This window comes from Olivibacter sp. 47, from assembly GCF_030372825.1.
Classification (GTDB): Bacteria; Bacteroidota; Bacteroidia; order Sphingobacteriales; family Sphingobacteriaceae; genus Olivibacter; species Olivibacter oleidegradans.
In genome coordinates this window covers 899,575-914,783 of sequence record NZ_JAUCNR010000001.1, presented here as the reverse complement: position 1 = coordinate 914,783, position 15,209 = coordinate 899,575, and the positions used below count along the sequence as shown (strand labels likewise).

The following is a 15,209-nucleotide window of genomic DNA, read 5'->3' as shown; positions in this document are numbered from 1 at the left end:
CTATTGAAATCCAAGGCGATTACCAACTTTGATTTGTAGTAGAAGAAGCATTTTTTTTATTGGAGGAACACTTACTCGGCTTGATAGCAATTGTTCAGGCGTGATCCCCTTAATTTTCTGAAAGAGGCAGAAGTAATATTTATAAGCTACCAATACCCCAAAGCGAGCCTTTGCCGGCAATTGGAGAATGCCCGCGTAAGCCCTTTCAAAATCCTTCGAGATGTCCATCTCTATTAACTCCTTCTCCGACCGGGAAAGGCAATGTAAATCAATCTGGGGAAAATAACTTCTTTCTAAATTCTTTAAGTCGTCTGCTAAGTCGCGCAGGAAATTGACTTTTTGGAATGCCGCACCAAGTGAAGTGGCGGCTGGTGCAAGCATTTTTGCTTGCTCATAATTGCCATCACAGAACACCTGAAGACACATCAAACCAACTACTTCGGCCGATCCATAAATATAGCGGCTAAGCTCCTCCTTTGTGGTCCAATCTTTTTTTTCCAAATCGGAGTGCATGCTGTCAAAAAATGCTTCGATTAGTTCATGCCCGATATTGTATTGATTTACAGTGAGCTGAAAACTCTGTAAAATTGGATTCAAACTTATTTTTTGATCTATTGCGTCGAAAGTGTCCTTTTTGAACTGCGCTAACAATATGGCCTTGGGATAATTATGAAAGGTATCAACAATTTCATCGGCTAAGCGGACAAAACCGTAAATTCCATGAATCGGCGCATGTAATTCTGGATGAAAAAGTTTGATTGCCGACGAGAAGGAGCTACTGTAATTAACCGTGATCGTTTTGCTGCAAAGATAACTGGTCGAATTAAAGAGGTCAATTGTATTCATAGATTTCGCTAGCTAATAATTACTCCTTTTTGTTTTGCCAAATACTGATCTGCTTGCTCAGCCACCATTTTGCCAGATAGTATGGACGGTGGAAGCCCGGGACCTGGGACGGTCAGTTGACCACAGTAAAAGAGATTTTCTACCTTTTTGCTCCTTAAACGAGGCTTGCCAAAGGCTGTTTGCTTGAGTGTATTCGCTAAACCATAGGCATTCCCTAAATATGCATGATAGTCTGTTATAAACTCTTGAATACTGTAATCCTTATAATAAATTACGTGATCGGTGATATCCGTTTTAAGGTGGTGCTCTAAACGGCTCATTAGGTGTTTGAAATATTTCGCCCTAAGAGAAGGGTCATCTCCTTTTAAACCAGCTGCTATCGGCACCAACAAAAATAGATTTTCGCAACCTGAAGGGGCTACGCTCGGGTCACTTACAGATGGAGCGCACGCGTAAAATAAAGGTTTTTCCGGCCACGATGGATTTTTATACAGAGAAGAAGCGTGATTCTCAAAATCAGTGTCGAAAAACAGATTGTGATGATTTAAGTCGAGTCGCTTATTAATGCCTATATAGTATAACAGACAGGAAGGAGCCATCGATCGGCTTTCCCAATACTGTTCACTATATTGTTGATAATTTACGGGAAGAAGCTGCTCGATGTGATGATAATCGCCGGCGCCTATCACTAAATCGGTAGATAAACGTTCGTCATAACTGTTTAGATAGTTTGCTTTTCCTAATGAAACTTCAATGTGGTCGATATCGACATTAAAACGAAACGTGACACCCAGCTCGAGGGCGAGCGCATAAATAGCGCTGACGATTCGGGACATACCTCCTCTAGGATACCACGTTCCAAGAACAATGTCGGCATAGTTCATAAGACTATACATCGCCGGAATTTTTTCAGGCATAGCACCTAAAAAAATAACTGGAAATTGCATTATTCGCCTGATTTTTGGGTGCTCGAAATATCGGTTCACATGCTGCTCCATATTGCGAAGCGGTTGTAATCGTCGCAAAAGTGTGTAAATATCCTTACTTAAGAATTCGTCAAAACGTAAAGCGGGTTTTAACGCAAATCGATGCATTCCTATTTCGTACTTCTCTCTGGCATCTTTTATATAATAGCGTAATCTTCCAGCACTACCTGGTTCCAGTTTTTCAAATTTTTCACCTAAACCTTCAATGGATGATGGCACTTCGAATTTGCCATCATTGAAATACACACTATAGGAAGGTTCTAAACGAATCAGTTCATAGTAATTACTAATCTTTTTTCCAAAGTCTGAGAAGAACTGCTCGAATACTTCCGGCATCCAGTACCAACTTGGCCCCATATCGAACGTAAAACCTTTATTCGTAAAATTTCTGACGCGACCGCCAGGCTCTAAATTTTTTTCATATACTGTCACTTGGTAACCTTTTTTTTGTAGATAGCAGCTGGCTACCATTCCCGAAATACCCGCTCCTATAATGGATATGGATGGCTTTTTATGCGTCATAAGGATGAATAACTAATTTGTATGTAATAATACAAAAAAATCAGTAAATAAGTTTTAAAACATACTAAAATCTTTGTTGTTTATTTTGATACATTTGTGGTTAATTACTGACATGGATTACAATTTAGTGATACAGCTGTTGTCCGAACTTAGGCAATACGAACAGGAGATGAATAGATCTCCCGACAATATTCATTCTTTTGCAACTTGGTTAATTAATAAGCGCGATTTCAATGATGCTGCGGATGAAAGTTTGTTTATGCGAATAAATTGGCATGGGAAAGATCGCGGCGGTAAGGCCCATTATAATGCATCTCATTTGATTACAGCTGTAGGTAGGCATAAAATGAACTACATTCGGCAAGCGCTAGACGGGACTGCTTTCGATACTTACGACGAGTTTGCCTTTATGTTGAGCTTGGTTTTCAAAGGCAATTATTCTCCATCTAAATTAATTGAAACTCACCTTCAACTTAAACCGACAGGAATCGAGGTTATACGCCGCTTGTTAAAGAAACAATTAGTAGAACAAACACCTTCCGAAACAGACAAAAGAGCGAAAGTTCTGTCTGCCACGACGCTGGGAAAGCAAGCTTTTTATTTGGCTTTGCAACGCATTAATAAAGTTACTGATCTCATTATGTCGCCGTTGTCGGAAAAGGAGCATCTCGTATTACTATCGTTACTGCAAAAATTGGATCAACGACATCGCCCGATTTATTCGTTGGATAAAAAGAGCTCTTTTGATGAATTGATTTCGATGTTTGAATCGGATAACCCTCAATATTCAGATCCAAAAAATGAAAATGATGTTTAGTTCCTGTCATCGTCTATTATTTTGCTTATTTACGTTTGTTTTTTGTTATATAGGGCTACGTGCGCAGCAAAAAAGTGTGCTTCGGGTCGATGTTTGCAATCTAAAAAATAATAAAGGAGTTTTATACGCGGCTCTTTATAGAAATCAACAGTCTTTTTTAAATGAAAAGGAATGTTACGCCAGTAAGATTGTTGAGAGCAATCACGCCGACACGCTATCTTTTTTCTTTGAAGAACTACCGATAGGTAAATATGCGCTCGCTATTTTTTTTGACAAAAATGGTAACGGTCGAATGGATACAAATTTCTTAGGTATCCCCAAAGAACCCTTTGGTTTTTCGGCGAGAAAGATGCCCTTATTTAAGGCACCTCGTTTCGATGAAGCGTCCTTTGTGCTAAAACCCGATAATAACAAGCTTGTTATAAAGTTGATTTCTTTTTAAGCTATTCAGGCTCGCGTTTAAAACTTACCTTTAGTGTATAGCCGTTTGGCAAATTGATAATTGATAAAGGTAAAGTTACTTCCAAGCCGTCAATTTTTTGTGCGAATGCTACTTTGCCGAAACCGAGAATTTCTACCTTTTGTATAGTCCTGATTTCTTTTGAAAAGGCTTTAATTAAGATGTTCGAATGAGAGGACGTTTTGAGTGCTATGGCATATACCGAACCGTTTTTTTGTGTAAACCAAAAATCGGTCGGGCTGATCTGTAGTGTGAAACCTTCTTTCTCCCGCTGTTCTGTATCGGTAATTTTATATTCCGCAGGGCCTTCATGGTTTATACGCCATGGTCTTGTGCCATAAATGGCTTCTTGATTCACCTGAAGCCATTTGCCAATCGATTGCAGATTGTTAATGACCATTTCGGGTACGGAACCATCGGCACGTGGGCCGATGTTGAGCATATAATTCCCACCTTTGCTAACTATTTCCAGCAACCAATAAAGTAGCTCCTCTTTACTTTTCCAATCCTGATCATAGGACTTATAACCCCATGAATTATTGAAGGTTCCGACAGTTTCCCAAGGAATAGCGTATTGGTCCTTTTCTGTGGGGATCTTATTATCACCCGGAATAGCATAATCGCCCATCTGATTACCTATGCGTTCTGAAATAACAATCTTGGGATTAATATCATAAACTGTTTTATAGAATCGGAAACTTTGTTCGGGTTTCATTAAACCCGGCATATCAAACCAGATGTAACGTATGTCTTTAAATTGGTAAAGTAATTCTTTGACTTGGGGTACCGATTTGTTGTCTAGGTATGACTGAAAACTATTTGGACTGGGATCCCATAGGTTAGCACCAAAAGCGTCGGTTCGTTTTCCCTCTCTATCATTCATCGTTTTGGTTTCTTTATACTGCGCATCAGCACCATCGGCCCAATCAATGTTATGAGAATAGTAAACGCCGAAACGTAAACCGAATTTTCGACAGGCCTGGTTGAACTCTGCTATAATATCGCGATTAAATGGAGAGGCGTCAACAACATTGAAAGGACTTGCTTTCGATTTGAACAACGCAAAGCCGTCATGATGCTTTGCGGTGATGACGATGTATTTCATCCCGGCGTCCTTGGCCATTTTAGCAATAGCATTGGCATCAAAGGTACTTGGGTTAAATTCGTCCGCCAATTTGGCGTATTGTTTTCGTGAAATCTTCGCGACAAGCTGAATCCACTCTGCAACGCTGGGACTTCCCATTTCTTCCATTTTTTTCCTTCCCAAATTCCACCGGGAATGGCGTACAACCCCCAGTGAATGAACAGCCCGAATTTTAGGTCTTGGAATTCCTCCAAAGCAGTGGCCTTACTTCTATTCATTTCTCGCCAACGTTCCTTCATTGTCTGTTCAGACTGCGCAATGGCTGTCTGCGTGGCAACAGAGGTTATAACAGAAAATAAACTGATAAGCAAGTAGAATCGGATCGTCATGGTTTGAATAAGTGAATAAGTTAAGTGTGTGAATTCTTTTGGATGCGTAAAAGTGCTTCCAGAAAATAATAGTCGGCATATACTAAGGGTACATCAATCTCACCTCCATGAGGAATACTGCCTACGCTATGTTTTAGCAGAAAATAGCCATTTGTGCCGGCTTGAGCCATATACCTGTCCGTACTCAATGATTGCAGAATTTTCTTTGCAGTGCTGTAAAATAAGCGTTTATGCTTTTCTTCTACATAAGTACTGAGCTCAAGCAGTGCCGAGCTGGTAATTGCAGCCGCTGATGCATCCCTTGGAATTTCTTTAAACTTGGAGGCATCATAATCCCAGTTTGGCTGATAACCTGCTTGTCCGACATGGAAATCCCAATAGGGAATAAGGTCACTGGGCAAGTGTTGATGATTGATATAATATTCCGCCATTTTGATGGCGGAATGGAGAAATTTCGTGTCTTTAGTTTCCCGATACATAACCGTAAAACCATAAAGTCCCCAAGCTTGTCCTCTTGACCAAGCCGAATTGTCGGCATAACCCTGAGCCGTTTCTCTACTCAGTACCACTCCCGTTAAAGGATCATAGTTGACCACGTGATAAGAACTATAATCTGGACGATAGTGGTTTTTGAGCGTTGTTTCAGCATGTTTTATGGCGATGGTTCTGAAAGAGCTATCGCCTGAAAGCTGTGATGCCAGAAAAAGCAGCTCCAGGTTCATCATATTATCAATAATTACCGGAAATTGATAAACCGATTGGCCATCCCACGAACTAAAACTGTTCCACGATTGGATGGCACCGACTTTTGAATTGTAGCGACTAACAAGCGATTTGGCACTTTGAATCAGTATTTTCTTATAGCACGTGTCGCCGGTTAGCCGGTATGCATTGCCATAGCTAGAATTCATCATAAATCCGATGTCATGATGATCTGTATTGTATTGATTTGCTTCTAATGAATGGGTCCATTTTTGAGCGGCTGCTTTCCACTTATTGTCTTTGGTATACTCATATAGATACCACAGACACCCTGGCCAGAAACCACCGGTCCAATCATGGATATCAGTATAGCTAGTTTTTCCGTTGGCATCGGTCGATCGTGGATAGCGATTTAGATCGGTTGCAGCGGATAACAGGAGGGTGTATTGTCGCGCTGCCCGATCGAAACTTCGTTGGACAATATCTTGCCTGTCATGGTTAAATGAAACCAGTAGCAAAGTCAATAATAAGGTGTATGGGAATAAAAACTTTTTCATCTTTAATAATTTACGGCATGCTGATTTAATCAATCCAACCTGGGTTCTGTTTCAAGTTGGGATTCATTTGGATTTCATTTGATGGTATGGGCCAGGTATACAGATGATCACCTTTATAGCTATAATCGCTGACATTGGCACCCCAAATCTGCTTTCGACCATTTCCGACCTGGAAAACCTTTTCTTTCCAAGTAGCCCATCGTAATTCATCGAAATAGTTAATACCTTCATTAGGAAATTCCACTCTTCGTTCATTGCGAATACGCTCGCGCAAGTCTTCTTGTCCTGTCACGGTAGTGGCTGTATTTGAATTTAACAAGGCAACACCCGCCCGCGCCCGTACTTCATTCACTTTTTCGACTGCCTCTGATAGCAGCCCTTGTTCGTTGAGGGCCTCGGCCCACATCAATAGCACATCTGCGTACCGCAGAATAGGAAAATCGATCGGCCCAAAATTCCGGTCTACTAGTTCAGTAACCCCTTCGGCTACAAACTTTCTATAAAAGTAAAAGAAATTGATCTGTGTGTCGCTTTGAATATCACCATCGATTGGCGCTTGCGCCCTAAAGGGCCAACGCATATGTTGTATACTTTCCACATTAGTAAAATTATAGGCACCGCGGAAGGTTGCATAAGGAGTAACTATATTCGCCTGCAAACGGGGATCACGGTTATCATAGGCTGCCTTAATGCGTTCTTCGTTACCCTGTGGTAGATAAAGCTCCATTTTTGCACCACGTAATGCAGCAGCGGCTTTTTCACTTTCGGTTAGTTTATCGCGTAAGAAAAACACCTCCCTTTCATTAACGGAAAGTTTTGTGTAGCCGGGAATAACCGCGTCCCAGCTGAATTTCGATCCATCCATATTTTCATAAAGATCCACGAGATGCGGAGAGGGCATATAATAGTTCCAACCGCGAGTGTAAGCGGAGGGCCATCCGCAGAATAGCTGGAAATTGTTTCCGTAACCAAATTCACTACGATTTTGAATTGAAAATATCATCTCTGACGACTGTTCATTGGCTTCCTTAAACAGAGCTTTGTAGTCAGCGAATAAAGTATGTCCGGCATCCTTCACCTTTTGGAAATCTGCAGCGGCCAATGCCCAATCGGTCTTGTATAGATAAATCTTTCCACGCAAGGCGTAGGCCGCTGCCTTGGTGACGTGTCCATAGTTTCCATCTCCGGTAGCGTATCGTTCCGGTAGCTGTGGTTCATTAATACAGTCGCTAAGATCAGCTAAAACCTGATCCCATACCTCTTCTTCGGTATTTCTTGGCTTAACCGCTTCTGTTGCCGTGAAAGGTTCCAAATAGATAGGCACCCCCTTATATACTTGATTTAATCGGAAATAGAAGTAGGCCCTCAAAAATTTACATTCAGCAATATACCTTGCCTTCTTTTCCGTACTAGATGGTGACTTCTGCGGAATGTTCTTTATGCCATCATTGGCCCGTTGGATGCCTTCATACATCATCTGCCAGATATTTAAGAACAAAGGATCGCCGGCAGTAATCGTACCTGTTAACAAGGGCTCATCCCAACGTCCTTGTCCTGTAAATGAGAATCTGTCCATCTGATACAGTTCATAGGGCGAAACGAGTCCGCTATGCCCCATTTTTAATCGTAACGCATTATAGACGCCGGCGACACCTAAATCGGTTAGGTTATCCGTAGTCCACATCGTGGTGCTGGAAACAGAAGAATAGGGGGAAGTATCCAATAGGTCTTTTTTGCAACTACAAAGAGCGCTAATCATTAATATCGCGAATATTTTTTTCATGATCATCTGAGTTTAAAAGGTTAGATTTATGCCTAATGAATATTGACGCATGGTGGGGTAATTTGAGTCGGGCCCAACTTCAGGATCCAAACCCGGAAATTTGGTGAACGTTAACAAATTCTCGCCAGCTAAGTAAACCCGAAGCTTGGAGATGGAAAATCGGTTAGCAAAATTACTCGGTATGGTATAACCGATCTGTAAATTTCTAAGTTTGACAAAGGATGCATCATAGAAATAGAAATTACTGGTTCGGCCGTTTTGTGCATCGGTGACTCCCTTTAGGCGCGGATAATGTCCTTGGATATTGTTAGCCGGATCATTGGGATTTGTTTCGTTGTAATAGTAATGATTGTCAGCCACTAAAAGTGGAACTGATTTACCTTGTGCTACGATCGATTGGTTTAAATAAATCGTATTCCAATAATAAGACATTCCCGTGGCCGCCGACCAAATCATAGAAAAGTCGAATCCTTTATAAGCCATGTTAACGCTTAAACCGAAATTGTAAGCGGGTGTGGCACGTTTGTTCATAAACTGTTGATCGTAGACATTGCCATATATACCATCACCATTTAAATCCGCATAGATCAAATCGCCATACCAGATCTTAGTAAGATCAATACCATCTGCCGGCTGGAAGCTGTAACCGGCCGCAACCATCTGCTTTAACCATTCCATGTCCTCCGGTGTGCGGATCATGCCATCATGCGGTCCACCGTTTATGTTGACAGAACCGTCGGCCAAAAAATGGTCACCCGTACCTTGATAGATATTGTACAGGTAAAACTCGTTAATAGCATGCCCCTCCAAAATTCGTGTGTTGCTTCCATTTGAAACCTGGCCAATGTTGGATTGATAAACACGGTTTCCCGTGGCATCAGTTATGAAGCCCTCCTGCAAGCGTCCTTTGTATTTTTCAACCCGATTGGTGTTGTATGCAAAATTGCCGGAAATTGAATATTGGAAATCGTTAGCTTTTCCCTGATATCCCAAGCTCAATTCGACCCCCTTTTTGCTTACCTCAGCAATATTCATTGTCGCTGCTGCCGCAGTGCCGGTAGTTGCGGGAATATTTGGAACGAAGAGGATTCCGTCCGTATACCCCCGGTAAAAATCAACTTCGAAATTAAGCTTCCCTTTCCACGTGATACCGGAGATGCCAAGATTGGTTGTCGTGGTTGTTTCCCAATGGAGTAAATCGTTACCAAGTTTCGTCTGCGCCAAGCCTCGTACCGCTTGATTGTTAAAAGAATAGGGAACGGTACCATATGTCGGCAAATGGTCATAATTGCCGGAAGCATTATTGCCGGTTCGGCCCCAAGAGGCGCGAATGCGAAGATCATCGATAAAGGATTTAATAGACGACATAAAGCGCTCTTCGGAAATCCGCCAACCAGCAGAAAATGCAGGGAACAAGCCCCAGCGACGCGCGGCTCCAAAGCGCGACGAGCCGTCATAGCGTATGACTACTTCTCCAAGATAGCGCTGGTTAAAAGCATAATTGAGACGACCGAATACCGATCGCAAACCATAATCTGTTTCATCTCCGTTAATGCCAGTCATGGTTGTGCCTGAATTTAATGTCGTTAAATCAGGATGTATCAAGCCTAATTTAGCAGCATCAAAATTATATTGGTTATAATATTGTTCGTTGTACCCCAATATCGCACCAAAGTCGTGTTTTCCAAGGGTGTTGTTGTAACGTAAAACGTTATCGATTATCACATTATAGCTTTTGTACAAAGAATATCGGGTTGTCATTTGTGCTGGAGTTTGTGCAGCTGTACTTAGCTGATTGGTTGCAAAATTCCATTTCTCATAGGGGATAGGGTGGGTGTTATTCTCTGTATACGAATTGTCGTAGTGAACTTTTGTTTCAAATGTTAAGCCTTTTACCAAGTCCAATTTTGCAAAGATTGTGCTATTAATGCGGTTCACCTGGTTTTTTCCCCCTTGGCTGTTTAAGAAGGCTAATGCATTGTTGGCCGTTGCCGACTCCTCGGCTGCGGCAGGGAATCCATAAACACCGCGGTAGCTAGGGTATACACCTGGAACCGTTTGCGTTAAGTAAGAATATGCCGTTGCAACGTCAACGACACTGGTATTCTGGATGTCACCGAAAGTTTGGGTGCCCACCGTCAGAAATTTGGCTACTTTAGCTTGGAGGTTAACGCGCAGCCGAATATTGTCGGCGCTGGTTAAGGGCATTGTTCCGGGATTATCAAAATAACCAACGGAGAAAAGATATTGCGTGTTTTCTGTTCCACCGTTCAAAGCAAGGTTATGATTTTGCAATAACTTCCGTTCTCCGAAAAGTTCTTTTCCCCAATTTGTATTAGGATAAGCGACATAATTGGGAATACCGTGTTCGGTTAAACCATTCGGATCTTTCGCCGCTGTCTCCCATTTATCGATTGTTGCGTCCGTATATATAGCAGCTTGTCCAAGATTCATAAAACCTTCATTTACCAGTCGCATATGCTGGTGTAGTCAGTGACAAATTCGGGCACATTGTTAGGCCTAAGCAAGGAAGTCATGCCGGTATAGGATACGCTTGTTTTTCCCTTTGTGCCCTTCTTAGTTGTAATCAAAATAACACCATTTGAACCTAGCGATCCATAAATAGCTGCGCTCGCTGCATCCTTCAAAACGGAAATTGCCTCCACATCATTTGGGTTGACGGCATCCATAGAACCTACAATACCATCGATAACCACTAAAGGGGAAGTGCCGTTTAAGGTTCCTGTTCCACGTACTAAAATGTTGGACCCATCCGCTCCGGGTTTTCCGGTGCTCGCTTGCACATTGACCCCTGCTGCAAGGCCCGCCAAAGAAGAAGATAAAGTGGAAGTAGAACGGTTCTCTATAGATGACGCATTAATCGTAGCAACAGACCCAATGACATTCTCCTTTTTTTGCGTTCCATAGCCCACTATCACCACTTCGTTCAGATCGTTAATCAGTGGTTTCATGGAGATTGTTAGCGTAGCTTGGCCATTTAGGTTGATCTCCTGAGCTTCGTATCCTAAAAATTGCACTAAAAGAATTCCTGTACGGAGATTAATCTTGCATTGGAAATGGCCTTCGTCATCGGTTGTAATTGTTTCGCCACTGCTTTTGTTTTTTATCGTGACACCTGCTAAGGGTTTGTCCTGTTCGTCTACTACAATTCCCGTCAGTAATTCTTCTTGTTGTGATATAACGGATACTTTTCTTTGCAATAGGATTGTCTTACCGCGGATGTTATAGTCTAAGGACTGATTAGCAAAACAGGCGTCGAGTACTTCTCTGATATCTTTGTTTCGCATATCTACCGTAATAGGTTGCAACTCTTGTGCAACACGATTATTATAGAGAAAATCGTAATCTGCCTGTTGCCTGATCTTTGCGACGATCTCTTTTAGTGTTGCATTTTTAGCCTTAAGGGTGATTTTCTGTGCAAAGCTGGATGCATGCACCTGCAACATGGTTAGTACAACTAGCAATGCGGTCAGTTTCATTTTTAACAAGATGTGACGGAAACAATACGGTATCATACCGAATGACGTTTCGATAAAATTTTTATACATTTGATTGTTGGGTTTAAAATTGTTTAGAAGCAATGAATTTATTTACCTAACTGTAGCCTGTGCTACTGAGCCGGAAATGCGCCAACATTTCCGGTTTCTTTTTTCTCCTTTCTTTATTTGGTAACGTTGCCTTATTTCATTATTTGTACTCGTTGTTATCCATCACAATAAGCTTTCTTCCCTGAAGTTTAAACCGAATGTTGCCGAGTGTCGTCAAATCACGGAGAATATCTTGTAGGTTGGCATTGCGAGAAAAGGTCCCTCCGTAACGATCGGTGTTGTCAGTTTGTTGATAGCTTACTTCCACATCATACCAACGTTCAATTACGGGCATAATTTGTTGGATACTTTGATTATCAAATATAAAGTAGCCGTTTTTCCAAGAAATAATATCTGCTGGATTTACTGTACGTACCTGCATATTTCCGCGATTCTTTTGGACGACTGCTTGCTGGTTTGGATATAGTTGTTTAGTGTTTGCTGATGTAGGTTCTTTCACCACTACACTCCCAGATAGCAAGGTAGTTTGGACAAGGGACTCTTCTGGGTACGCTTTAATATTGAAACTGGTGCCCAGCACTTGCACGGTGCTGCCCTCACTTCGGACAACGAAAGGCTGTTGAGTCCGTTTAGCAACTTCGAAATAGGCCTCGCCCGCTAGTGTGATAACTCTTTCTTTCAGATTGGCGAATGAACTGGGAAAACTGAGCGTTGAACCAGCATTAAGCCACACCTTCGTACCATCTGCTAATTCCAATTGATATTCACCACCTTTTGGGACATGAAGTGTGTTAATTATATTTGCATCTTGCTTTGTCTTTTGGTCCTTTGCTTTATATACTACACGCCCTTCGTCTTTTGTAATTAAGGCTTCCTCGTTGGCTATTGTACCGTTTTGGGTGTCGTCTAATTGAATGGTGCTACCGTCGGCAAGTGTCAGAGTTGCCTTATTTTTTCCAGGAACTATAGGAGATTCACTTGCTTTCGCTATATGCCGCGTTGATTGTTTCATTGGTTTTAAAAGATGGATATAAGAACCGATTAGTAAAACACCGACAATGGCGGCTGCCGCATAGTACCACAATTTCTTAACTGTTCGCGTGTTTCCTGAAGATGAAAGTGCGGTGGTTTCTTTAATACGTTCGAAAATGGATTCTTTTATGTCGTTCTCAATACCGAACTTTTCATCCCATGGCTTATCGTCTAGCCGAAACTCCTGCCAATACTCTCGTAAACGTTGCTTTTCCTCGGCGCTACACAGTCCTTTGGTATATTTTTTATAGAGTGCAATAAAATCTTCTCGATTCATAAGATTAACTGGTTATTATGGTAGTGACAAAAAATTAAAGACACACACATAAAAATTTTATTTTTTTTGAGAATGTGTTTTATTTGCAGAAACCAATTATGTCAAGCAGCAAACTAACCGACCTTGAATTATGGCTCGCGGTAAAGCGAAGCGATCAACGAGCATTTAGTTTTTTGTACGATCGATATTGGTCAAAAATCTATACGACTTCTTATAGCTATCTGCGCGATAAAGAATTAGCTGCAAATGTAGTACACGATGTGTTTACTTCGCTTTGGTTACGAAGAGACGCGTTGATGATCCAATCATTTGAAGCGTACGTAACGAGAGCTACCAAATACATTATCTTCCGGAATTTGTCCCAGCTTCGAAAAAATTTAATGGAATATGAGGACGATTTAGAACGAAAGTTGAAAGATGATACAACTAACAGGGGAGAAGAAAGGCTAGTACAAGACGAATCGATGCAACTTGTTCAATATTACTTATCGGCACTACCCGCTCGATGTCAGGAGATCTTTTCGATGAGCCGATTTGACCAGTTGTCTAATGAGGAGATTGCCCAACAGCTCGGAATTTCAAAAAGAACGGTAGAAAATCAACTCACCTATGCTTTGAAACATTTAAGAATGCATTTAAAAGAATTAAGTATTATCTGCTTGTTTTTGTTGGTATCTTAATACAGCTTGTTCATTTATTCGTTATGAAGTGTGGGAATTTTTTAAATGTTGACGGAATTCATTCCATGCTTGCTGATAAGCTTTGCCACCACCCCGAGTGCTTCTCATATAGCTATTTCCTATTTGAACACTTACTAGGAGAAAAAGAAGAACAATTGCTAGTATAATGGTCACTGGTAGTATATGACTAAACATCCAACTAAATACCTGCTTTTGAATAAAATACTCAGGAAAGAGAAGGTTTGTCAAGTATATTCCCCCGATAACGAGACCTATCAACAGGGCTATGGATACCGTGATTGATTTCCACAGCTTGCCTTTTTTCAGAACGGCTGAATAGCTATTCGTATGACTCCATTTTTCCAGCTCAACCAATTGTTCATCTAAATTATCTTCAATTTTTTTTACCGGAATTTGATGTTGATCAATCCATTGATGACAATAAAGTAATTGTTCTTTGAGGTGCGCCACGTGCTGTAGCGAACTTCCTAAACTATGTAAAAAACCCATAATCTCAATTCTCAAATTTAATAACCCGTCCTATAGTATAGTTAGCTCTTTGCATGTCTTTTGGGTAAGCAATAAGCACATCTTCTTGTACAATTTCTTCCATTAGATGTTTAATAACGCGCTCTTGGCTAGCTCCGAAATTCCCGATTGATAGTTCACTTTGCCTATTATCCATATTATCTTCTACTAGGGTGTTACTTCTGACAATAAAGATGGAATCACCTTCAATCTTCATGACCTTAACCAATCCGATTCCATTTATACTTTGCTCATCTGCGGTATTAATAAAAGATACACGTAAAATATCTCCCTGTTTTAACTGCCTTAAACGATTGTACAACGTTTCTTTCCGAGTGGCAGCTTCCGCTGATTTTTTTGCATTTATCTTTGGCATTACAACCGATAGGACAGCAATAGCGATTAAGAAAATGATTGTATTTCTGAAGAAGCCAATTTGAAAAGGGACAGCCTCCTTTAGTACTTCAGCCTCCTTTTTTATAAGGTCACTCCAATCTGCTTTTAGAATTTCCTTTCCTTGAATCGTATAAAGCCGACTTTTCTTAACACTCGCTGGGAACCAAGGTCCCAACCAAGAGATATAATGTTGGCTAATTGCCAATACGAAGGACTCTTCAACTTGCGCGTTCTTGAGCTTTCCCTGAATGTTTTTTTGGATAAGTTGTTTTTCGTTAATGGAGTAAATAAAAATCATGTGTGAAAATTTGTAATAGGTAAGGCTGTTGTCAAAAATTAAGCCATGGTTCATTTAATGGTGTTCTTTCCGTACTAATGTTGTTGTAAATTTTTGGGAGACAGGGCTTAGCTAGCATTGTTTTATAATTTCTTGTCACTGACAAGTGGCATGACAAATGGTCGTATTTTTTCTTTCGCACTATTTTGTGAGCGATGCTTGCATTTCCAATGTGGAAGCTGTTTTTATATTGACTCACTATATATATAGCAAACTTTCTTTTGTAATCGTTTGTTATACAGCA

13 protein-coding genes and 1 pseudogene are annotated in these 15,209 nt (G+C 41.0%); 3 read left to right on the top strand and 11 right to left on the bottom strand.

The features are described 5' to 3' along the window. Nucleotides 1–846, bottom strand: a complete 846-nt coding sequence (locus tag QT327_RS04010; protein ID WP_130856787.1) for a phytoene/squalene synthase family protein — start codon at nucleotides 844–846, stop codon at nucleotides 1–3. Between the two features lie 8 nt (nucleotides 847–854). Then, entirely contained in the window at nucleotides 855–2,354 is a 1,500-nt protein-coding gene (crtID, locus tag QT327_RS04005) for a bifunctional phytoene desaturase/3,4-desaturase (protein ID WP_130856788.1), read from the bottom strand. A gap of 112 nt (nucleotides 2,355–2,466) precedes the next feature. Between crtID and QT327_RS04000 the strand changes: the two genes are divergently transcribed. Together QT327_RS04000 and QT327_RS03995 are read left to right on the top strand one after the other, a co-directional pair. Beyond that, complete coding sequence (locus QT327_RS04000; RefSeq protein WP_289552099.1) at nucleotides 2,467–3,171, top strand: helix-turn-helix domain-containing protein; 705 nt, start codon at nucleotides 2,467–2,469, stop codon at nucleotides 3,169–3,171. A 76-nt stretch (nucleotides 3,172–3,247) separates the two neighbouring features. Beyond that, nucleotides 3,248–3,613: a DUF2141 domain-containing protein gene (locus QT327_RS03995; RefSeq protein WP_289552098.1), complete on the top strand. Its 366-nt coding sequence runs from the start codon at nucleotides 3,248–3,250 to the stop codon at nucleotides 3,611–3,613. 1 nt (nucleotide 3,614) lies between these two features. Here QT327_RS03995 and QT327_RS03990 read toward each other — a convergent pair whose 3' ends face one another. From QT327_RS03990 to QT327_RS03965, 7 genes and pseudogenes are all read right to left on the bottom strand, one after another. After that, nucleotides 3,615–4,898, bottom strand: a complete 1,284-nt coding sequence (locus tag QT327_RS03990; RefSeq protein ID WP_289552097.1) for an alpha-L-fucosidase — start codon at nucleotides 4,896–4,898, stop codon at nucleotides 3,615–3,617. 11 nt (nucleotides 4,899–4,909) lie between these two features. Beyond that, nucleotides 4,910–4,993 (bottom strand): annotated as a pseudogene (locus tag QT327_RS28125) (alpha-L-fucosidase); the annotation flags it as partial. A gap of 131 nt (nucleotides 4,994–5,124) precedes the next feature. Beyond that, nucleotides 5,125–6,363: a glycoside hydrolase family 88 protein gene (locus QT327_RS03985; RefSeq protein ID WP_289552096.1), complete on the bottom strand. Its 1,239-nt coding sequence runs from the start codon at nucleotides 6,361–6,363 to the stop codon at nucleotides 5,125–5,127. A gap of 25 nt (nucleotides 6,364–6,388) precedes the next feature. Further along, the gene (locus QT327_RS03980; protein WP_289552094.1) at nucleotides 6,389–8,146 is read right to left on the bottom strand and encodes a RagB/SusD family nutrient uptake outer membrane protein; all 1,758 of its coding nucleotides are present in this window, start codon (nucleotides 8,144–8,146) and stop codon (nucleotides 6,389–6,391) included. 12 nt (nucleotides 8,147–8,158) lie between these two features. After that, the gene (locus QT327_RS03975; RefSeq protein WP_289552093.1) at nucleotides 8,159–10,600 is read right to left on the bottom strand and encodes a SusC/RagA family TonB-linked outer membrane protein; all 2,442 of its coding nucleotides are present in this window, start codon (nucleotides 10,598–10,600) and stop codon (nucleotides 8,159–8,161) included. An 11-nt stretch (nucleotides 10,601–10,611) separates the two neighbouring features. Then, entirely contained in the window at nucleotides 10,612–11,646 is a 1,035-nt protein-coding gene (locus QT327_RS03970) for a SusC/RagA family TonB-linked outer membrane protein (RefSeq protein WP_289552092.1), read from the bottom strand. A 208-nt stretch (nucleotides 11,647–11,854) separates the two neighbouring features. Next, entirely contained in the window at nucleotides 11,855–13,024 is a 1,170-nt protein-coding gene (locus QT327_RS03965) for a FecR family protein (RefSeq protein WP_130856795.1), read from the bottom strand. Between the two features lie 98 nt (nucleotides 13,025–13,122). On the opposite strand from QT327_RS03965, the gene QT327_RS03960 reads away from it, so the two are divergent. Beyond that, nucleotides 13,123–13,704: an RNA polymerase sigma factor gene (locus tag QT327_RS03960; protein ID WP_013667911.1), complete on the top strand. Its 582-nt coding sequence runs from the start codon at nucleotides 13,123–13,125 to the stop codon at nucleotides 13,702–13,704. 21 nt (nucleotides 13,705–13,725) lie between these two features. Here the strand turns inward: QT327_RS03960 and QT327_RS03955 are convergent, their stop codons facing one another. Then, complete coding sequence (locus QT327_RS03955) at nucleotides 13,726–14,214, bottom strand: DUF6097 family protein (protein WP_289552090.1); 489 nt, start codon at nucleotides 14,212–14,214, stop codon at nucleotides 13,726–13,728. A 4-nt stretch (nucleotides 14,215–14,218) separates the two neighbouring features. Further along, nucleotides 14,219–14,926, bottom strand: a complete 708-nt coding sequence (locus QT327_RS03950; RefSeq protein ID WP_130856797.1) for a hypothetical protein — start codon at nucleotides 14,924–14,926, stop codon at nucleotides 14,219–14,221. Nucleotides 14,927–15,209 lie beyond the last annotated feature (283 nt).